This window comes from uncultured Streptomyces sp., from assembly GCF_947488945.1.
In the GTDB taxonomy this organism is placed as follows: Bacteria; Actinomycetota; Actinomycetes; order Streptomycetales; family Streptomycetaceae; genus Streptomyces.
The window spans coordinates 181,604-200,661 of record NZ_CANLBS010000007.1 but is presented as its reverse complement, the minus strand read 5'-3'; the positions used below and the strand labels follow the sequence as shown (position 1 = coordinate 200,661).

General features: G+C 72.0%; 17 protein-coding genes. 12 read left to right on the top strand and 5 right to left on the bottom strand.

Annotated elements, in window-relative coordinates; translation table 11 throughout:
• Positions 1-16: 16 nt before the first annotated feature.
• From Q0994_RS13710 to Q0994_RS13675, 8 genes are all read left to right on the top strand, one after another.
• A complete protein-coding gene (locus Q0994_RS13710) occupies positions 17-217 on the top strand; it encodes a CsbD family protein (protein WP_299533736.1) in 201 nt (66 codons plus the stop codon).
• A gap of 215 nt (positions 218-432) precedes the next feature.
• Complete coding sequence (locus tag Q0994_RS13705; RefSeq protein WP_299533734.1) at positions 433-1,062, top strand: TetR/AcrR family transcriptional regulator; 630 nt, start codon at positions 433-435, stop codon at positions 1,060-1,062.
• A 125-nt stretch (positions 1,063-1,187) separates the two neighbouring features.
• On the top strand, positions 1,188-2,522 hold the full coding sequence (locus Q0994_RS13700; RefSeq protein WP_299533732.1) for an MFS transporter: 1,335 nt from the start codon (positions 1,188-1,190) through the stop codon (positions 2,520-2,522).
• Between the two features lie 275 nt (positions 2,523-2,797).
• Positions 2,798-4,405 (top strand): citramalate synthase, encoded by a 1,608-nt coding sequence (cimA, locus tag Q0994_RS13695; RefSeq protein WP_299533730.1) that lies wholly within the window; start codon positions 2,798-2,800, stop codon positions 4,403-4,405.
• Positions 4,406-4,776: 371 nt separating this feature from the next.
• Entirely contained in the window at positions 4,777-7,854 is a 3,078-nt protein-coding gene (locus Q0994_RS13690) for a glycoside hydrolase family 3 N-terminal domain-containing protein (protein ID WP_299533727.1), read from the top strand.
• Positions 7,855-7,944: 90 nt separating this feature from the next.
• Positions 7,945-9,336, top strand: a complete 1,392-nt coding sequence (locus Q0994_RS13685; protein WP_299533725.1) for a hypothetical protein — start codon at positions 7,945-7,947, stop codon at positions 9,334-9,336.
• Between the two features lie 132 nt (positions 9,337-9,468).
• On the top strand, positions 9,469-10,407 hold the full coding sequence (ppk2, locus tag Q0994_RS13680; protein ID WP_299533722.1) for a polyphosphate kinase 2: 939 nt from the start codon (positions 9,469-9,471) through the stop codon (positions 10,405-10,407).
• A 445-nt stretch (positions 10,408-10,852) separates the two neighbouring features.
• Positions 10,853-11,158: a hypothetical protein gene (locus tag Q0994_RS13675; RefSeq protein ID WP_299533719.1), complete on the top strand. Its 306-nt coding sequence runs from the start codon at positions 10,853-10,855 to the stop codon at positions 11,156-11,158.
• A gap of 234 nt (positions 11,159-11,392) precedes the next feature.
• Here Q0994_RS13675 and Q0994_RS13670 read toward each other — a convergent pair whose 3' ends face one another.
• The 3 genes from Q0994_RS13670 to Q0994_RS13660 are packed head-to-tail and all read right to left on the bottom strand — an operon-like array spanning position 11,393 to position 12,739.
• On the bottom strand, positions 11,393-11,647 hold the full coding sequence (locus tag Q0994_RS13670; protein WP_299533717.1) for a DUF397 domain-containing protein: 255 nt from the start codon (positions 11,645-11,647) through the stop codon (positions 11,393-11,395).
• Positions 11,648-11,669: 22 nt separating this feature from the next.
• The gene (locus tag Q0994_RS13665) at positions 11,670-11,921 is read right to left on the bottom strand and encodes a DUF397 domain-containing protein (protein WP_299533714.1); all 252 of its coding nucleotides are present in this window, start codon (positions 11,919-11,921) and stop codon (positions 11,670-11,672) included.
• Positions 11,918-12,739 (bottom strand): helix-turn-helix transcriptional regulator, encoded by an 822-nt coding sequence (locus tag Q0994_RS13660; protein ID WP_299533712.1) that lies wholly within the window; start codon positions 12,737-12,739, stop codon positions 11,918-11,920. The genes Q0994_RS13665 and Q0994_RS13660 overlap by 4 nt, the downstream gene beginning before the upstream one ends.
• Before the next feature lie 112 nt (positions 12,740-12,851).
• On the opposite strand from Q0994_RS13660, the gene Q0994_RS13655 reads away from it, so the two are divergent.
• From Q0994_RS13655 to Q0994_RS13645, 3 genes are all read left to right on the top strand, one after another.
• Positions 12,852-13,316 (top strand): ATP-binding protein, encoded by a 465-nt coding sequence (locus tag Q0994_RS13655; protein ID WP_299533710.1) that lies wholly within the window; start codon positions 12,852-12,854, stop codon positions 13,314-13,316.
• A 14-nt stretch (positions 13,317-13,330) separates the two neighbouring features.
• Positions 13,331-14,422 carry an NAD(P)/FAD-dependent oxidoreductase gene (locus Q0994_RS13650; protein ID WP_299533708.1) on the top strand — a complete coding sequence of 364 codons (1,092 nt, stop codon included), beginning with the start codon at positions 13,331-13,333 and terminating at the stop codon, positions 14,420-14,422.
• A 143-nt stretch (positions 14,423-14,565) separates the two neighbouring features.
• Complete coding sequence (locus tag Q0994_RS13645) at positions 14,566-15,219, top strand: cyclopropane-fatty-acyl-phospholipid synthase family protein (RefSeq protein ID WP_299534157.1); 654 nt, start codon at positions 14,566-14,568, stop codon at positions 15,217-15,219.
• A gap of 394 nt (positions 15,220-15,613) precedes the next feature.
• Here the strand turns inward: Q0994_RS13645 and Q0994_RS13640 are convergent, their stop codons facing one another.
• On the bottom strand, positions 15,614-16,225 hold the full coding sequence (locus Q0994_RS13640; protein WP_299533706.1) for a YceI family protein: 612 nt from the start codon (positions 16,223-16,225) through the stop codon (positions 15,614-15,616).
• A gap of 367 nt (positions 16,226-16,592) precedes the next feature.
• Here Q0994_RS13640 and Q0994_RS13635 point away from each other — a divergent pair, with 367 nt between their 5' ends.
• Complete coding sequence (locus tag Q0994_RS13635; protein WP_299533704.1) at positions 16,593-17,192, top strand: hypothetical protein; 600 nt, start codon at positions 16,593-16,595, stop codon at positions 17,190-17,192.
• Between the two features lie 81 nt (positions 17,193-17,273).
• On the opposite strand, the gene Q0994_RS13630 is transcribed toward Q0994_RS13635, so the two are convergent.
• Positions 17,274-19,058 carry an amidohydrolase gene (locus tag Q0994_RS13630; protein ID WP_299533701.1) on the bottom strand — a complete coding sequence of 595 codons (1,785 nt, stop codon included), beginning with the start codon at positions 19,056-19,058 and terminating at the stop codon, positions 17,274-17,276.

Genomic DNA, 19,058 nt, shown 5'->3' with positions numbered 1-19,058 from the left:
AACCCGAGGAGTCGCCGTGACGGACGGAAGTGGCAAGGACAAGGTCAAGGGCAAGGCCAAGGAAGCCATGGGCAAGATGATGGGCGACCGGAGCAAGGTGGCCGAGGGCAAGGCCGAGCAGGCGAAGGGCAAGGCCAAGGACGCCATGGACGACGCCCGCACGCAGATGCCCGGCAAGTCCGGGCCCAAGGACCCGCTGATCACCGACGACGAGTAGCCGCAGCAGGCACCGGCCCCCGCTCCGGCGGGGGCCCTGTCGTGCCCGGCCCCGTACCGTCGCGGAGAATGGCCCGGCGGCCCGTGGAGCGGGGGCCGGGCCGGTGGTCCGCCGTCGCGCGGCGGCCCCGGACCGTGGACGGCCCGCCACGGCCCCGCACGACGACGAGCGCCCCGGTCGCACCGGCGGGCGGACGACGGAGAAGGACCCGACGCATGACCCCGGCATCCCGGCGCCGCAACGCCGCCCCGCCCCGCGAGGACGTACTCGCCGCCGCCATGGCGACGATCGCCGACCACGGGCTCGACGGCCTGACCATGGCCGGACTCGGCCGCGAGGTCGGCATGAGCAGCGGCCACCTCCTCTACTACTTCCGCACCAAGGACGAACTGCTGCTGCAGACCCTGGAGTGGAGCGAGGGGCGGCTCGGCGAGCGCCGCTCGGCCCTGCTCTCCGGACCCGGCACGGTGCGCGAGCGGCTCGACGCCTTCCTCGGCCTGTACCTCCCCGACGGCCACGGCGACCCGCACTGGACGCTCTGGCTGGAGGTCTACAACCGCTCCCGCGACGCCGGCGTCGATGCCCGCGCCCGGCAGGCCGCCGTCGAGGCCGCCTGGCACCGTGATCTGGTGGCGCTGCTGACGGAGGGCGCCGCGCACGGGGAACTGCGGCCCGTGGCCGTGGAGGCGTACGCGACCCGGCTGCGGGCCCTGCTCGACGGCTTCAGCGTGCAGGTCGCCGCCGGCATCCCCGGCGCCGGACGGGACCGGGCGCTCGCCCTGGTGCGCGAGTTCCTCGAAGAGACCCTGGCCGCAGCGCCGGAAGGATCCGTTCCGCGCGGCTGACCGGCCGCCGGCGAGCGACCCGCCGACGTCCGGGGAGGTCGTGAACGCAACGCACGCAAGTAGGCCCGATCGTTGTGCGCCCCACCCTTGTCGCTCTCCGTGTCCGTGCGGCACGGTGGCGGACCATGGGACGAGAGCAGTGGAAGAAGATCTGGGTCGGCTCGGCCGGGAACATGGTCGAGTGGTTCGACTGGTTCGTGTACGCCACCTTCGCGGTGTACTTCGCGGACTCGTTCTTCCCCGAGGGCAACGAGACCGCCAACCTCATGAACACCATGGGCATCTTCGCCGTGGGTTTCTTCATGCGGCCGGTCGGCGGCTGGCTGCTGGGGCGGATCGGTGACCGCCGGGGCCGCAAGGCCGCGCTGACCCTGACCGTCACCCTGATGTCCGCCTCCGCGGTCCTCATCGCCGTCGCGCCGACCTACGCCGTGGCGGGGTACGGCGGCGTCGCCGTGCTGATGGTGGCCCGGCTGCTGCAGGGCCTGTCGGTCGGCGGCGAGTACGCCGCCAGCGCCACCTACCTCACCGAGGCGTCCGCGCCGGACCGCCGCGGCTTCGCCTCCAGCTTCCAGTACGTCTCCATGACCGCCGGCCAACTCGTCGGCCTCGGTCTCCTGATCGTCCTCCAGCGGACCATGTCCGAACAGGCGCTGCACGACTGGGGCTGGCGCATCCCGTTCGTGATCGGCGCGCTCGGCGCGGCGGTCGTGTTCTACCTGCGCCGCACCATGCTGGAGACCGAGGTGTACGCCGAGTCCGGCGCGGCCGAGGACGAGGACCGGGGCACTCTCAAGGCGCTCTGGGCGCACCGCCGGGAGGCGTTCCTGGTGGTCGCCCTCACCATGGGCGGCACCGTGGCCTACTACACGTACACCACGTACCTGACGAAGTTCCTCGCCAGGAGCGCCGGGATGGAGAAGTCCACCGCGTCCCTGGTCAGCTTCTGCGCCCTGTTCGTCTTCATGTGCCTCCAGCCGCTCGCCGGGATGCTCTCCGACCGGGTCGGCCGCCGGCCGCTGCTGATCGGGTTCGCCGTCGGGTCCACCTTCCTGACCGTGCCGATCATGACGATGCTGAAGCACGCGGGCACCTTCTGGCCGGCCCTCGGCCTCTCGCTGCTGGCTCTCGTCGTGGTCACCGGCTACACCTCCATCAACGCGTGCGTGAAGGCCGAGCTCTTCCCCACCGGCATCCGCGCCCTCGGCGTCGCCCTCCCGTACGCCGTCGCCAACGCGCTCTTCGGCGGCACCGCCGAGTACGTGGCGCTCTGGTTCAAGAACGCGGGCCTGGAGGCGGGCTACTTCTGGTACGTGGCCGGCTGCGCCGCCGTGTCCCTGGTCGTCTACCTGACCATGCGCGAGACCCGCGACATCGACCTGGCCCGCACCGGCACCGCCGTCCCGGCGCCCGGCGGGGCGCGCCCGGCCGAGGGGGCGGGCGTGCCGACCGCATCCTGAGACGGGGGGAGTCACGGGCGCGGTGCTGTGCCAGACTGCGTCCGTGTCCTCGTTCGTCATGATTATTGGCAGCAGGCGCGCCGGTCCGCAGTGAGCGTCCGTACCACCACGTACGACGCCCACCGTGCCCCAGACCCGCGCGCAGACCTCTCGCACCCGCGAGGGGTTTTTTCGTTTTCCGGCCCTCACCTCGGCCGGCGCGACGCGTGCGGGACGATGGGGGCAAGTGGAGCCCGATCGTCCGGATCCACTCATCCGACAGGAGTCAGACCAGCATGACCACCAAGGCCGAGCCCACCGACGACGGTTTCCATGTCTTCGACACCACGCTGCGCGACGGTGCACAGCGTGAAGGCATCAACCTGACGGTCGCCGACAAGCTCACCATCGCCCGGCACCTGGACGACTTCGGCGTGGGCTACATCGAGGGCGGGTGGCCCGGAGCCAACCCCCGCGACACCGAGTTCTTCTCCCGCGCCCAGCAGGAGATCACCTTCCGCAACGCCCAGCTGGTGGCCTTCGGCGCCACCCGCAAGGCCGGCGGCAAGGCCGCCGACGACCCCCAGGTGCAGGCCCTCCTCGACTCCGGCGCGCCCGTGATCACGCTGGTCGCCAAGTCCCACGACCGCCACGTGGAACTCGCCCTGCGCACCACGCTGGAGGAGAACCTGGAGATGGTCCGCGACACCGTCTCCCACCTCCGCGCCCAGGGCCGCCGGGTCTTCGTGGACTGCGAGCACTTCTTCGACGGCTACCGCGCCAACGCCGCATACGCCAAGGCCGTCGTCCGGGCCGCCCACGAGGCGGGCGCCGAGGTCGTCATCCTCTGCGACACCAACGGCGGGATGCTGCCCGCCCAGGTGCAGGCCGTCGTCCACACCGTCCTCGCCGACACCGGCGCCCGGCTCGGCATCCACGCCCAGGACGACACCGGCTGCGCGGTCGCCAACACCCTCGCCGCCGTCGACGCCGGCGCCACCCACGTGCAGTGCACCGCCAACGGCTACGGCGAGCGGGTCGGCAACGCCAACCTCTTCCCGGTCGTCGCCGCCCTGGAACTGAAGTACGGCAAGCGGGTACTGCCCGACGGCGCCCTCGCCGAGATGACCCGGATCTCCCACGCGATCGCCGAGGTCGTCAACCTCACGCCCTCCACCCACCAGCCGTACGTGGGCGTGTCCGCATTCGCCCACAAGGCCGGGCTGCACGCCTCCGCGATCAAGGTCGACCCCGACCTCTACCAGCACATCGACCCCGAACGCGTCGGCAACACCATGCGGATGCTGGTCTCCGACATGGCGGGCCGCGCCTCCATCGAGCTCAAGGGCAAGGAACTCGGCGTCGACCTCGGCGACGACCGCGAACTCGTCGGCCGGGTCGTCGCCCGCGTCAAGGAGCGCGAACTCAAGGGCTACACCTACGAGGCCGCCGACGCCTCCTTCGAACTGCTGCTGCGCGCCGAGGTCGAGGGCGGCCCCCGCAGCTACTTCCAGGTGGAGTCGTGGCGCGCCATCGTCGAGGACCGCCCCGACGGCAGCCACGCCAACGAGGCCACCGTGAAGCTCTGGGCGAAGGGCGAGCGCAAGGTCGCCACCGCCGAGGGCAACGGCCCGGTCAACGCCCTGGACCGGGCGCTGCGGGTGGCCCTGGAGCAGATCTACCCGCAGCTCGCCAAGCTGGAACTGGTCGACTACAAGGTCCGCATCCTCGAAGGCCGCACCGGCACCGACTCCACCACCCGGGTACTCATCACCACCGCCGACGGCGACGGCGACTGGTCCACGGTCGGCGTCGCGGAGAACGTGATCGCCGCCTCCTGGCAGGCGCTGGAGGACGCGTACACCTTCGGGCTGCTGCGCGCGGGGGTCCAGCCGGCCCAGTGAGCCGCCGCGCCGGGGAAGCCCGTGCGCACCCCGCCCCGAGCCGTCGGACGACCTGTCGTCCGGCGGCTCCCGCGCGTCCGGGCCCACCGCCGTGCGGCCCACCGCCGTGCGGGAGCCGACCGAACGAGGCGGCCCGCGGGACGAGTTGCGTACAGGAGTTGAAGCCGGGAGCGCTCGGCGCGATGTCGAGAGCGCTCTCATTCCGGCACCTCGGAGGTACGGACCAATGTCGGTGTGAAGTATTGACGACGTTGTCCACGCGCGGTTGACTCCACGCGCGGCGGGCCCCGGTCCCTCCGCGCACCGCCCCGCCCGATCCTCCGCGTCCACCGCCCCGCCCCCGGTTCCCACACCCCGCAGGGAGAGCCGCAATGCCACGCACGCGCCATCGAAGAGGGGCCGCACGGGCCGCCCTCGCCGCCGCGGCGGTCCTCGCCGGACTGCTCTCGGCCGTCGCCCCGGCCTCCGCCGACGACCCCGCCCCCGTGCTCGTCGACCGGTTCGAGGGCGAGGTGCCCTTCGGCAGCCCGCCCGCCGACTCGCTGTTCACCTGGGGCGGCGACGGCGACGACCACCCGCAGCTCACCCTCGCCGCCCGCGAGGACGCGCCCGAGGGCGACAAGGTCCTCCAGGGCACCTACGACATCAGTTCCTGGGGCGGTCTGAGCCACGAGTTCGCGGTCGACCAGCCGCCCCACGACTGGACGGCCCACCGCGGCATCCGCTTCTGGTGGTACGGCCAGAACACCGCGCCGCTGCCGCCCGGTTCGGGCCGGCGGATCGCCTTCGAGATCAAGGACGGCGGTGCCAACGGCGGCGCGTCCGAGCTGTGGACCACCTCGTTCACCGACGACTGGGAGGGCTGGCACCTGGTCGAGATCCCGTTCGCCGACTTCGTCTACCGCGCCGACTACCAGCCCGTCGGCGGCATCGACCAGATCCTCGGCCTCGACAAGATGTGGGGCTACGCGCTGACCCTCCCGCCCGGCGCGCCCGGCTCCTTCGCCATGGACGCCGTCGAGCTGTACGGCAAGGCGGACCCGGCGCTCACCGCGAGCGTCGTGACCGACGCCGCGGTCCACCCGGTGAAGGACGGCTCCACCGCCACGGTGAAGCTCTCGCTCGCCACCACCGGCTCCACCCCCCTCGGGGAACCCGTCACCGTCGCGTACACCACCGGGGGCGGGACCGCGGCCCCCGGGGCCGACTACACCCCGGTCACCGGGACGTACACCTTCCCGGCCGGCACCCCCGCCGGCGCCTCGCACACCGTGACGGTGCGCACCAGGAAGGCGCCCCGGCCGTCCGAGGCCAAGACGATCCCGCTCGCGCTGACCGTCACCGGCGCCAAGGCCCCCGCGGAGAACCCGCAGGTGGTCATCGACGCCCACGGACTGCCCTACCAGAACGCGAAACTGCCGGTCGCCCGGCGCGTCGCCGACCTGCTGGCGCGGATGTCGCCCGCCGAGAAGGCCGGCCAGATGACCCAGGCCGAGCGCAACGCCCTGCGCACCCCCGGCGACATCGCCTCCTACGACCTCGGCTCGCTGCTCTCCGGCGGCGGCTCCGTCCCCACCCCCAACACCCCGGCGGCGTGGGCGAAGATGGTGGACTCCTACCAACTGCGCGCGCAGGCCACCCGGTTCCAGATCCCGCTGATCTACGGCGTGGACGCGGTGCACGGCCACAACAACGTCATCGGCTCGACGATCATGCCGCACAACATCGGCATCGGCGCCGGCCGTGACCCGAAACTCGCGCAGAAGACCGGCGCGGTCACCGCGAGCGAGGTCCGGGCGACCGGCATCCCCTGGGACTTCGCCCCCTGCGTCTGTGTGACCCGCGACGAGCGCTGGGGCCGCTCCTACGAGGCGTACGGCGAGGACCCGGCCCTGGTGGAAGCCATGGAGACGGTCATCACCGGCATGCAGGGCGACCCCTCCGGCAAGGACCTGGACCGCACCGACAAGGTGCTCGCCAGCGCCAAGCACTACGTCGGCGACGGCGGCACGGAGTTCGGCTCCTCCACCACCGGCTCGTACACCATCGACCAGGGCGTCACCAAGGTCACCCGCCAGGAACTGGAGGCGGTGCACCTCGCGCCGTTCGAGGAGGCGGTCAAGCGCGGCGTCGGCACGGTCATGCCGTCGTACTCCTCGCTCGACGTCCTCGGCGACGGCCTGGGCCCGGTGAAGATGCACGCCAACGCCGAGATGATCAACGGCGTCCTCAAGGACCGGATGGGCTTCGAGGGCTTCGTCATCAGCGACTGGCAGGCCATCGACCAGATCCCCGGCGACTACCCGAGCGACGTGCGGACCTCGGTCAACGCCGGACTCGACATGATCATGGTCCCGACCGCCTACCAGGACTTCACCCGCACCCTCCAGGACGAGGTCGCCGCGGGCCGGATCACCCGCGCCAGGATCGACGACGCCGTCTCCCGCATCCTGACCCAGAAGTTCAGGCTCGGACTGTTCGAGAAGCCGTACGCCGACCCCGCGCACCTGGACGAGGTCGGGTCGGCGGAACACCGCGCGGTCGCCCGTGAGGCCGCCGCCAAGTCCCAGGTACTGCTGAAGAACGACGGGGCGGTGCTCCCGCTCAAGGCGTCGCAGAAGGTCTACGTCGCCGGTTCCAACGCCGACGACCTCGGCAACCAGGCCGGCGGCTGGACCATCAGCTGGCAGGGCTCCTCCGGGGCGATCACCACCGGCACCACGATCCTGGAAGGGATGCGCGGGGCCGCGGCCGACCCGGCGTCCGTCGCCTACTCCAAGGACGCCTCCGCACCCACCGACGGCTACGACGTCGGCGTGGTGGTCGTGGGCGAGACCCCGTACGCCGAGGGCATCGGAGACGTCGGCAACGGCCACGACCTGGAGCTGTCCGCCGCCGACAAGGCGGCCGTGGACAAGGTCTGCGCCGCGATGCGGTGCGCCGTGCTCGTCGTGTCCGGCCGCCCGCAGCTCGTCGGCGACCGGCTGGACTCCCTCGACGCCCTGGTGGCGTCCTGGCTGCCCGGCACCGAGGGCGACGGCGTCGCCGACGTGCTCTACGGCAGGCGCCCCTTCACCGGGCAGTCTCCGGTGACCTGGCCGAAGTCGGCCGAGCAGCTCCCGATCAACGTCGGGGACGCCTCGTACGACCCGCAGTTCCCCTACGGCTGGGGCCTCACCACGCTGACGAAGCCGCCGGCCGGCGGCGAGGGGGCGCTGACCGCCCTCGCGGTCGCGGCGGCCGTCGCGGAGAAGGCGCACCTGGGGAAGACCCCGGCGGGCAAGGCGATCGTGGACCGGGCGCGGCAACTGGTCCAGCAGCGGGCCGACGGGAAGCTCACCCCCGCCGTCTCCAAGCCGTTCGCCGAGGCCGACCACCTGCTGCTCACCGGTGACCTGACCGGGGCGGTCGCCAAGCTCCGAACGGCGTACCGGGCCGTCCAGGGATAGGCCGTAGCCCCACCCGGACGGGTGGATTATCCCCACCGGGTGACCCGGACGAGCGACGCATGGTTCGCTCGTCCGGGTTACCTTCGGAGTATGCGAAAGAGGACGTTCGCGTATGTCTGGGCCGTACTGCTGCTGATGTTCGCCGCGGCGGTGGCCGGGACGTCCTCGGCCGTCTCCGCCGCCCCCACCTCCGTCGCCGACGCCGCCCGCGCCCTGCGCGAGGACCCCGTGTACGTCGACCCCGGCGCCCGCGACCAGCTCTCCGTCTCCCAGGAACGCGCCCTGGAGGACCGGATCACCGATGCCGACAAGCCCGTCTTCGTCGCGGTGCTCCCCGAGACCTCCGCCTACCCAGCCGAGGGACTCCTCGCCACGCTGCGCAGCGAGACCGGCATCACCGGCGTGTACGCGGTGCGCCTCGGGGACGGCTTCAACGCCGGCGCCGACCCCCGGGTGATGTCCACCCGCGCCGTGCAGAACCTCGCCGCCGCCGTGAAGGCCCCGGCCGCCGACACTTCCACGCCCGCCCAGCTCGACGCCTTCGTGGACAGCGCCCTGACGCAGGCCCGCGGCACCGCTCCCGCCTCCTGGTCCGGCGACGGCTCCGGCGGCGCGGGCGCGGCGGGCGGCGTACCCGGCACCGGTCTGATCGTGCTGGCGGGCATCGCCGTGGCCGGCGGCGCGGGCGCGCTGATGATCAACCGCCGCAACCGGCGCCGGAAGGACGAGGAAGAACGCGCCGCCCTCGACAAGCTCCGGATCGTCGTCGACGAGGACATCACCGCCTACGGCGAGACCCTCGACCGGCTCGACTTCCACCCCTCCGAACCGGGCGCCGACGACGCCATGCGCGACGACTACGAGCGGGCCCTCGACTCCTACGAGACAGCGAAGAAACGCATGGGCCAGGCCGTCCGCCCCGCCGACGTGCGGGGGGTGACCCAAGCGCTGGAGGACGGCCGCTACAGCCTGGTCGTCCTGGAGGCCCGGCGGCAGGGCAAGGCGCTCCCCGACCGCAGGCCGCCCTGCTTCTTCGACCCGCGCCACGGCCCGTCGGTCGCCGAGGTCCGCTGGTCCCCGTCGGGCGGCACGGCCCGCGAGGTACCGGTCTGCGCCGCCGACCAGGTCCGGCTGCGCGACGGCGAGGACCCGATGAGCCGGACCGTCGACGTGGGCGGCGGCCGCCGGCGCCCCTACTGGGAGGCCGGGCCCGCGTACGGCCCGTGGGCGGGCGGCTACTTCGGCGGCGGCCTGCTCCCCGGCCTGCTGGTCGGCACCATGCTCGGCTCCATGCTCGCCACCCCGGCGTACGCGGCGGACTACGGCGGCGGCGACTTCGGGGCGGGCGGTGACTCCTCGGGCGGCGACGTCTCCGGTTCCGACTTCGACTCCTCGGGCTTCGGCGGCTTCGGCGACGGCGGCGGATTCGGGGACGGCGGCGGCTTCGGCGGAGGCGGCGGCTTCGACGGCGGAGGCTTCTAGGCCGCGTACGGCGTCGAGCCGGGCATACGGGGCAGACGGGATGACGGAACGGACGGCCGGGGACGACGGAACGGCCGGGACCGTGCGACGCGCACACGAACGAGAGGGTCTGGGCCGGTGGACCGTGATCGGGTGGGCAGGGAACTGCTCCAGGGACTGACCGTGGACGAGAGCCGGCCGGAGCAGCCGATCCTGCTCGACGCCGCGGGCTCACCGATAGACACCTGGCGGGAGAACTACCCGTACGACGTCAAGGTGCGCCGCAGGGAGTACGAGCGGACCAAGCGTGTCCTGCAGATCGAACTGCTCAAACTCCAGCGCTGGACCAAGGCGACGGGCGCCCGGGTGGTCGTGGTCTGCGAGGGGCGCGACGCGGCCGGCAAGGGCGGCACCATCCAGCGCTTCACCGAGCGCCTCAACCCGCGCGGCGCCCACATCGTCGCCCTGGACAAGCCCACCGACCGAGAAAAGGGGCAGTGGTACTTCCAGCGGTACGTCGCCCACCTGCCGGCCGCGGGCGAACTCGTCTTCTTCGACCGCTCCTGGTACAACCGCGCCGGGGTCGAGCGGGTCATGGGCTTCTGCACCCAGCCGGAGTACGAACTCTTCCTCCAGCAGTGCCCGTTGTTCGAGCGGATGCTGGTGGACGACGGAATCATCCTGGTGAAATTCTGGTTCTCCGTCTCCCGCGCCGAACAGCGCACCCGCTTCGCGATCCGGCAGGTCGACCCCGTCCGGCAGTGGAAGCTGTCGCCCACGGACATCGACTCCCTCGACCGCTGGGACGACTACACGGCCGCCAAGGTCGACATGTTCCGCGCCACCGACACCGCACACGCCCCCTGGACCGTGGTCAAGAGCAACGACAAGCGCCGCGCCCGCCTGGAGGCGATGCGCAGCCTGCTGGCCCGCGTGGACTACGACGCCAAGGACACCGAAGCCGTCGGCAAACCGGACCCCCTCATCGTGGGCGCCGCCGCCACCCTCCTGGAGCCCGGCGAAGAAGGCGCCGCCGCCCTCTCCCCGACCCCGCTCACCGGCCAGGCGGAGGGACCGGGGGAGCACCCGTAGAGGACGCGTCCCCGGCGTGGGCGGGCGTGGGCGTGGGGCCCTCGGAGCAAACGGTGGGGTGTCCCGACCGGCCCGTCCCGCTCACCCTGCTCGGGCCGTGTCCGGAGGGGCGATTACCTTTGATCTGCTACGCGGGGGGCTCTGCGTCCTACGCTGGGTCGAAGCGCCGCGCTGCGCCCGGCACTTCCTGGGAGGGCACTCCCTGGGAGGCACCGTGCCCGCACCTCTCGACAACGCCTCCCATCCGCCGACGTGGCCACCGCGGACTCCACCGCCGCCGAAGCGTCCGGTCAGCCCGCCGCCCCCGGATGACGTCGATGCCGGATCAGCGACGGGGCACGTCGTGCCGGTGGCCCGCCGGAGTATGTCGATGCGGAATCGGCGCGGAAGCAACCGGCTTCTGGAACCGGCGACTTGGGCACCGAAAGAGGCCCGTGGCGTCCTGGTGGAGCAGCTCGCGGCGTGGGGCCACCGGCTGGGTGAAGCGTCGCGGGAGGCGGTGGAGGCGGTCGCAACGCTCCTGGTCGAGTCCGCGCTCGGTGACGGCGGCACCCGGATTTCTCTTCACCTGTCGGACCAGGACGGGGCGGCCTGCATCGTTGTCCTGTCGCACACGGTCGGCCTGACCGGTAGTCACGAGAGTGGTGGGGGCGACGTGCTGCACCGGGTCACCGGCTACAGGCATGTCACTGGGTGCGGGTCCGATACCGGTCCGGAGGGCCGCCGGATCTGGGCGGTGCTCGACCTCTAGCTGAGCGCCTCCCTCCTTCTCCCTCCTCAGCCCTCGAAGAGCGCAGCAGCGTCGTGGGCGAGCGCCGTTCGGCGCGGCAGGTGCAGCGGGGCATTGCGGTTGTCCGGCGGGTGCTGGCCGCAGACTCCACCTGTCACGAAGCAATGATTACCTGGGCGCCCTCTGCTATGCCGTGGTCCGTATGTGGTGGCCCCGATGGAAGTGCCAGGGCTTGCTCACCGGGGCGGATCGCATTCAGACGATGGTGCTGCCGACGAAGGCGTTCCAGGCGTGTGGGGGCACGGTGAGGACGGGGCCGTCGGTGACCTTGGAGTCGCGGATGTGGACGGCGGCGGGGTGCGCGGCGACCTCGACGCAGTCGCCGCCCTCGCTGCCACTGTGGCTGGACTTGTGCCATTCGTAGGCGACTTCGAGGCAGGCTCCGCCCTCGCTGCCGCTGTAGCTGGACTTGAACCACGTGGGGGTTGTGTCGCGTGCGGTGCGGTCCATGACTCTCCCGGTGCTGGTCCGGTCAGGTGGTGCTGCCGACGAAGGCGTTCCAGGCGTGTGGGGGCACGGTGAGGACGGGGCCATCGGTGACCTTGGAGTCGCGGATGTGGACGGCGGCGGGGTGCGCGGCGACCTCGACGCAGTCGCCGCCCTGGTCGCTGCTGTAGCTGGACTTGCTCCAGTCGTAGGCGACTTCGAGGCAGGCCCCGCCTTGGTCACTGCTGTAGGTCGACTTGAACCAAGTGAGGGCTGTGCCGCGTGCCGCGCGAGTCATGACTCTCCAAGCAGGTCGTCCAGTAGGCGTGCGCTGCTCTCGACCGAGAGCGCCTGCGAGCGCAGCATCCCATATTTCTGTTGGAGCACACTGACGTCGTCGGGATCGTCGTGCAGCACGCTGGTGAGCTGCCCTTCGACGTAGGCGAGATGATCGTGGTCCGGAGTCTCCAGCAGCACCATCGGACCCGCCAGTCCCGCGTGTTTGGGCAGTCTCATGGGCATGATCTGGAGTCCGAGGTAGGGGAGTTCCATGCACCGCCGCAAGTGCCGGAGCTGCTCCAGGCGCATGGCGGCCTGGCCGATAGCGCTCCGTAGGACGGACTCCTCCAACACGAAATGCAGCATCGGCCGCGGTCTGCGGTCGAGGAGCTTCTGCCGGTCGAGGCGGGCGGTGACCCATTCCTCCCGCTGTTCCTCTTCCAGGGGCGGATAGAGGCAGGAGAAGAGGAACCTGGCGTATCCCTCCGTCTGGAGCAGCCCCGGCACCACCTGGTTCTGGTACGACAGCAGCGTCACCGCCTCCTGCTCGTGTTCCACGAAGTCCTGCACGAACGCCGGGAAGCGCTCCTTGTGCGGGACCTTGGCCACCGCGACCGCCAATACCCCCTTCGTGTCCAGGACTTCGTCCAACAGGCCGGCGACGTCCGCCTGGAGCGCCCGGCGGCCCTGTTCGATCGAGGCGATGGTGTCCTCGCCCACGAGGCAGCGGTCCGCCAGGGCCGTCTGCGTCAGACCCGCCGCCTTGCGGAAGGTGGCGACCTGCGCGCCGATCACGTGCCAGGACGTGACGCGCTTGTTCTTCTTCACCGAGTGCATGGCTGCTCTCTCCCCGTGCGTACGCCTCGTCGGGCCCATCAGAGCCCGTACAACCGTGCTGTACGACCTGACACGGTGGGTAAAACTAGTGACTGTTCGTGACAGTCGTCGCATGAATGAGACGACACAACTCCGCCGCACGCACGAGGCGTTCTTCCGCCGGGAACGCCGGTCCATCCCGCTCGTACGCATGTTCGTCCGCGCGGCCCTGCCCGACTGGGCGTGCCCCGCACTCATGGACGAAGGGCTGCGCCACGACGTGCTGCTCTGCGTGAGCGAGCTCGCCACGAACGCGCTCGTCCACGGCGTGCCGCCGGGGCGCGGGTTCCGCATTCACCTCATCCGGGCGGGCGACGTGCTCCGGATCGAGGTGCACGACAGCGGTGACGGCCGGGTGGAGCGCGTGGCGGACGCAGGGCCCGACGCGGAGGGTGGGCGCGGGCTGCGCGTGGTCGCGGAGCTGGCGGACGCCTGGGGAGTGGGCGAGCGGAACCCCGGCAAGAGCGTCTGGTGCGAGTTTGCCGTTCCGGCAATCAAGTTTGTCGAATCCGCTCCGCAGGCGCACTCTCTGCGGTGAAGGAGGTGGTCCGCATGACGAGCGGAAACGACACGAACCCGCGGTACGACGTGGTGGTGGTGGGCGGCGGTGCCGCCGGGCTGAGCGGGGCGCTGGCCCTGTCCCGGGCGCGGCGGTCCGTGCTGGTGATCGACGGGGGGCGGCCGCGCAACGCGCCCGCGTCCCGCGTGCACAACTACCTGGGGCGCGAAGGGACTCCGCCCGAGAAGCTGCTGGCCGCCGGGCGGGCCGAGGCCGCCGCGTACGGGGCCGAGATCGTGCCGGGCGAGGCGGTGTCGGCCGAGCGCCTGCCGGACGGTTTCCGCGTCGTGCGGGCCGACGGGACGGCCGTCGAGGCGCGCCGCCTGCTGGTCACCACCGGCCTGGTGGACACGCTGCCGCCGGTGGAAGGGCTGGCCGAGCGCTGGGGCCGCGAGGTGCTGCACTGCCCGTACTGCCACGGCTGGGAGGTGAGGACCCGGGCGATCGGCATCCTGGCCTCCGGACCGATGGTCGTGCACCAGGCGCTGCTGTGGCGGCAGTGGAGCGACGACGTGACGCTCTTCCTGCACACCGCGCCCGAGCCGTCCGACGAGGAGTACGAGCAACTCGCCGCGCGCGGTGTCGCCGTGGTGGACGGCGAGGCGACCGGGCTGGAGGTGCGCGACGACCGCCTGACCGGGGTGCGGCTGGCCGGCGGGACCGTGGTCCCGCGCGAGGCACTGGTGGTCCAGACGCGGATGGACGCGCGCTCCGGGGTGCTGGAGAGCCTGGGCGTCGTGCCCGTGGCGATGGAGATGGGCGGCCAGGTCATCGGGACGTACGTCGAGGCCGACCCCATGGGCGCCACCGGGGTGCCCGGAGTCTGGGTGGCCGGTAACGTCGCCAACCTCATGGAACAGGTCGTCGGCGCCGCAGCCGCCGGGCTGAAGGCGGCCTCGGCCGTCAACATGGACCTCGTCGCCGAGGAGACCCGGCGCGCGGTCGAGGCACGGCGTGCCCCCTTCTCGGCCGAGGCCGAGCGCCAGGTCTGCGCGCGCGTCCTCAAGGACCGCCGCCACGGACTGGAGACCGTCCGGCCGGAGACCACCGGACCGGAGACCACCCGGCAAGCGGCTTCCCGATGAGCGACGGGACCGAGTCCGTGACCGCCCCGCCGACCACCCCGACGACCCCGACGACGACCACCACCCCGATGACCACGACGACCACCACCCCGGCCGGCACCACCGCCGACCGGACCGCCACCACCCGTACCGGGGGAGCACCCATGACCGACGAGACCGCAGAGCCCCAGCAGACCGCCCCGACCGGCGCGGAGCTGTGGGACGAGAAGTACCGCGCCAGCCACCGGGTCTGGAGCGGCAACCCCAACACCGTCCTGGTCCGCGAAGTGGACGGGCTGACGCCCGGTCGCGCCCTGGACCTCGGGTGCGGCGAGGGCGCCGACGCGGTCTGGCTGGCCCGGGAGGGCTGGCGGGTCACCGCCACCGACATCTCCCGCGTGGCGCTGGAGCGCGCCGCCGGGCACGCGGCGGAGGCCGGGGTGGCAGACCGGGTCGACTGGCAGTGGCACGACCTCGGCGAGACGTTCCCCGCGGGGGAGTACGACTTGGTGTCGGCGTCCTTCCTGCACTCGATGGGCGACCTGCCCCGCGAGGAGATCCTGCGCCGCGCCGCCGGGGCGGTGGCGCCCGGCGGGGTGCTGCTGGTCGTCGGCCACTCCGGCTTTCCCACCTGGGAGAAGAACCCGGACCCCAGCGTCCACCTTCCCGGCCCGGACGAGGTGCTGGCGTCCCTGGAGCTGGCTCCGGGAGCGTGGCAGGTGCTGCTGTGCGCGGAGCACGAGCGCGTCCAGAACGACCCCGACGGCAACCCCACCACGCGCACCGACAACGCCGTGAAGGTCCGCCGCACCGGCTGAACCCGCCCGACGCGGGAGGCTGAACCCGCCCGACGCGGGAGGCGACGGGCGTCACCCGGAGCCGCCCGGCCCGTTACGGAAACGTACTTCCCGGAAGTGCGTTTCCGTAACGACCCCGAGGTGGCCGGCCCATGATCACTCCCGCCCTTCCTCCTTCCTGCTGGACTCCCTCGCGCGAGCTGCGGGCGGCGGCTCGGGCCGGTGACGTCGTCCTCATCGACCTGCACCGGCTGTACGGGGGTGAGTGACGGGACCGCCGCCCGTACTCGGAGCCTCGTCCCGAGGCCCCACCGTTCGCGCTCCGCCCCCGGAACGCCTGAGCGCCCGCCCCCGTCCCCCGTGGGGGGAGGAGAGGGCGGGCGCGCTCGGGGTCCCCCGGGGAGGGGGAGGAGGGTCAGGCTGCGGCCTTGATGGCGGAGATGTCGAAGCTCAGCTTGACCTTGTCGCTGACCATGACGCCGCCGGTCTCCAGCGCCGCGTTCCAGGTCAGGCCCCAGTCGGAGCGCAGGATGTCGGCGCTGCCCTCGAACCCGACGCGCTCGTTGCCGTAGACGTCGGTGGCGGAGCCGTTGAACTCCAGGTCGATGGAGAGCGGGCGGGTGACGTCCTTGATGGTGAGGTCGCCGGTGATGCGGTACCGGTCGCCGCCGAGCTGCTCGGCGGTGGTGGAGCGGAAGGTCATCAGCGGGAACTTCTCCGCGTCGAAGAAGTCGCCGCTCACCAGGTGGCCGTCGCGGTCGGCGATGCCGGTGTCCACGCTGGCGATCTTGACGTCGATGGAGGCCGAGGAGTTGGCCGGGTCGGTGCCGTCCAGTTCGAGGGTGCCCTCGTGTTCGCCGAAGGTGCCGCGCACGTTGGTGACCATGGCGTGGCGCACCGTGAAGGCGATGCTGCTGTGGGCGGGGTCGAGGGTGTACGTACCGGACAGCGCGGCAAGGGCCGGGTCCACGGCGGGGGTCTCGACGACGGCCGTCGCGGTGGCGGGCTTGCGGTTGAACAGAGCCATGGCTCCTCCTCGGGGGACGTGGTGGTGCGGGAGCGGAAGGGGTTGTTTAACCTTCAACGAGATTGACTGTAGCGCCATCTGGTTCAAGTTTCAACATCTGGGTCGGACGGATTCCGGGAAGCGCCCTCGTGGCCCTCCGTGGGGCCCGGTCGAGGGGTGCGGACCCCCGCCCGCGCCCTCCCCGGTCCGTTCTCCACCGCATCGCCACGCACGCGGTCTGGCGGACGCGCGTAGAACTCGGGCAGTATCGCCGTGCCGCACCCGCACGGCGGCGGAACGACGGGGTTCGCGGCTTCGGACAGACCCACGAGGTGTGCTCGGCGCGGACCCCACCCCCACAGTTGTCATGAGCAGGAGGAAAACCCCCATGTCGTACCCCCTCATGCCGCACGCGCCCGCCCCGCACCCCCTCGCCGCCCCCGGGCCGCACGCCCCCGCGTCGCGCCGGCCGCGGCCCTGGTTCCGCTCCGCGCTCACCGCCCTCGCCCTGGTGCTCGGTGCGCTCTTCGCCCCCGGCGTCGGCGCGCTCGGCAGCGGCGCCACCGAGGCGCACGCCGTCACCAAGCTCACCCACGCCCAGGCCACCGCCCGCTTCTCCTCGTCCGGCATCACCTGGTCGTCCTCCGGCGGCTGCTCGAACCGGAACGTCTCCACCTGTACGTCCTTCGACCAGCTCAACCTGCCGACCGCCCAGGGCGCCCAGACGCTCAAGAGCGCCACCGGCTGCGCGCTCAACATCACCGGCGGCACCGAGACCGGCCACGCGAGCGGCACCTACTCGCACTGGAACGGCTACAAGCTCGACTTCGCCAAGAGCACCTGCCTGACCAACTACGTCCACAACACCTTCAGTTACATCGGGGTGCGCGGCGACGGCGCGCCCCAGTACCAGTCCGGCTCCGGCAACGTCTACGCGGACGAGGGCAACCACTGGGACGTCACCTACTACAACTGCGGCGGCTGCTGACCCGCAGCAGCACGCGTGCCCCCGTCCCGGCCGGACTTCCGGCGGGACGGGGGCACGCGGGTGTCGTGCCGCAGGGTCAGGTCAGGTCTGCGCCGGCAGGGCAGGGCCCAGCGAGGAGAACTTCTCCTTGCTGACGATCCGGCGCGGCGGCCAGGTGATGTTCTCCGGCGGCCAGCTCTGGCCGGTCTTCTTCAGGAACCAGGCCGGCGGCTCGTACATCGGCGGCTCGTACCCCTCGGGCAGCGCGGTCTTCCACTCCACCTTCGCGCGCCGGGTCTCGAACTCCTCCTTGATGCCGCGCAGCAGCTCCGGCCGGACCAGCAGGTCGACGGCGGTCGCGGCCAGATAGCGGGCGGCCGCCTGGATCGACGCGTGCGCGGGGGCCGAACCCGCGCAGGAGGCGGTGGACCAGGTGTGCATCTTGCCGCCCACCGGTGCCAGCGCCGCGCCCATGGACACGGTGGGGACCTGCCAGCTGATGTCGGCCACGTCGGTCGAGCCGCCCCCGAGGAAGACCGGGTTGGGCGGGGTCAGCTCGGCTATCTCCGCGTGCAGGCCGAGTTCCGGCAGCCCCAGGGACTTCTGCAGCCCCTTGGCGAGCTTCTGGGCGTCGTCGGAGAACTTCGGCGGACCGATCGCGACCATGTTGTCGTACATCAGCTCGGCGAACGCCTTGGAGGGGAGCTGGTTCCAGCAGGCCGAGGTGATCTTGTGCTGGACCGTGGTGCGGCTGGCGGTGGCCGCCGCCTCCGACACAGCGATGACCTTGTCGAGCAGGGAGGTCACCCGCTCGACGCTGCCCTCGCGGACGTAGTAGGAGATCTCGGCGATCTCCGGGGTCACGTTGGGGATGTCGCCGCCGTTGTTGATCACCCAGTGCAGCCGGGCGGAGGGGCCCATGCTCTCCTCGCGGAGGAACTCCGACATGGTCGCCATCATCACGGCCGCGTCCAAGGCGCTCTTGTTGCCCAGTGGGGTGCCGCCGTGGCCGGCCACACCGAGGAAGGTGAAGGTGACGGCGGTCATCGCGTTGGAGGTGCCCCAGCCGGTGGCGTTGCCGGTGGACGGATGCCAGTCCAGGAAGGCGTCGAGCCCGTCGTAGACGCCCTGGCTGACGGCGTAGGTCTTGCCGATCAGCTGCTCCTCGGCGGTGGAGCCGAAGAACTTCACGGTCACGTCCAGCTTGTGGCGCCGCGCCGCCTCGGCGACGGCCGCCGCCGCCGCTGCCGCCGCGGTGCCCAGCGCACAGTGCCCGCAGCCGTGGCCGGGGCCGTAGCCGGGCGCGAACGGGTCGTGCACGTACTCCTTCGGGTCGTGCTCGCCGACCCCCTTGTTCTGCGAGAGGCCCGGCAGGGCGTCGTACTCCCCGCTGAAGCCGAGCGTGGGACCGCCCTTGCCGCGGGTGAACGTGGCGGTGAAGGCGGTCGGGAAGCCCGCCGTGCCGAACTCGACCTCGAAACCGGCCCGGCGCAGGAAGTCGGCCTGGGCGAGCGAGGAGTTCCACTCCCGCAGGCTCAGCTCGGCGTGCTCCCAGATCTCGTCGTTCAGCCCGTTGATCCGGCCGGAGTTGCGTCCGATCCAGTCGAGCGCGGTCCGCTTGGCGGCCGAGTCCCGCGCCAGACCCTTCGGCGGGGCGTACGCGGCTCCCTCGGCCAGCAGCCCGGCGGCGTCGTCCGACGCGGCGGCCATCGCCGGGTCGGCGCTCGCGGCCACGGCGGCGGTGGTGATCCCGGCGGCCCCGAGGAGCTGCATGATCCGCCGGCGGCTCAGTCCGTCCGCAGCCGCCGCGTGTGCCTCGTGGTGGTGGTCACTGGGGTCGTGCAAGTCGCACACGGGCGCCTCCCGATCGATGTCATGTACAGGCAT

Bases quoted from the DNA above. Each gene is read 5' to 3' on its own strand.
- Q0994_RS13665 (WP_299533714.1), bottom strand. From the start codon at position 11,921: ATGACTCGCGCGGCACGCGGCACAGCCCTCACTTGGTTCAAGTCGACC.
- Q0994_RS13670 (WP_299533717.1), bottom strand. From the start codon at position 11,647: ATGGACCGCACCGCACGCGACACAACCCCCACGTGGTTCAAGTCCAGC.
- Q0994_RS13690 (WP_299533727.1), top strand. From the start codon at position 4,777: ATGCCACGCACGCGCCATCGAAGAGGGGCCGCACGGGCCGCCCTCGCC.
- Q0994_RS13650 (WP_299533708.1), top strand. From the start codon at position 13,331: ATGACGAGCGGAAACGACACGAACCCGCGGTACGACGTGGTGGTGGTG.
- Q0994_RS13655 (WP_299533710.1), top strand. From the start codon at position 12,852: ATGAATGAGACGACACAACTCCGCCGCACGCACGAGGCGTTCTTCCGC.
- Q0994_RS13700 (WP_299533732.1), top strand. From the start codon at position 1,188: ATGGGACGAGAGCAGTGGAAGAAGATCTGGGTCGGCTCGGCCGGGAAC.
- Q0994_RS13660 (WP_299533712.1), bottom strand. From the start codon at position 12,739: ATGCACTCGGTGAAGAAGAACAAGCGCGTCACGTCCTGGCACGTGATC.
- Q0994_RS13685 (WP_299533725.1), top strand. From the start codon at position 7,945: ATGCGAAAGAGGACGTTCGCGTATGTCTGGGCCGTACTGCTGCTGATG.
- Q0994_RS13705 (WP_299533734.1), top strand. From the start codon at position 433: ATGACCCCGGCATCCCGGCGCCGCAACGCCGCCCCGCCCCGCGAGGAC.
- Q0994_RS13630 (WP_299533701.1), bottom strand. From the start codon at position 19,058: ATGCCTGTACATGACATCGATCGGGAGGCGCCCGTGTGCGACTTGCAC.
- Q0994_RS13640 (WP_299533706.1), bottom strand. From the start codon at position 16,225: ATGGCTCTGTTCAACCGCAAGCCCGCCACCGCGACGGCCGTCGTCGAG.
- Q0994_RS13645 (WP_299534157.1), top strand. From the start codon at position 14,566: ATGACCGACGAGACCGCAGAGCCCCAGCAGACCGCCCCGACCGGCGCG.
- Q0994_RS13635 (WP_299533704.1), top strand. From the start codon at position 16,593: ATGTCGTACCCCCTCATGCCGCACGCGCCCGCCCCGCACCCCCTCGCC.
- cimA (WP_299533730.1), top strand. From the start codon at position 2,798: ATGACCACCAAGGCCGAGCCCACCGACGACGGTTTCCATGTCTTCGAC.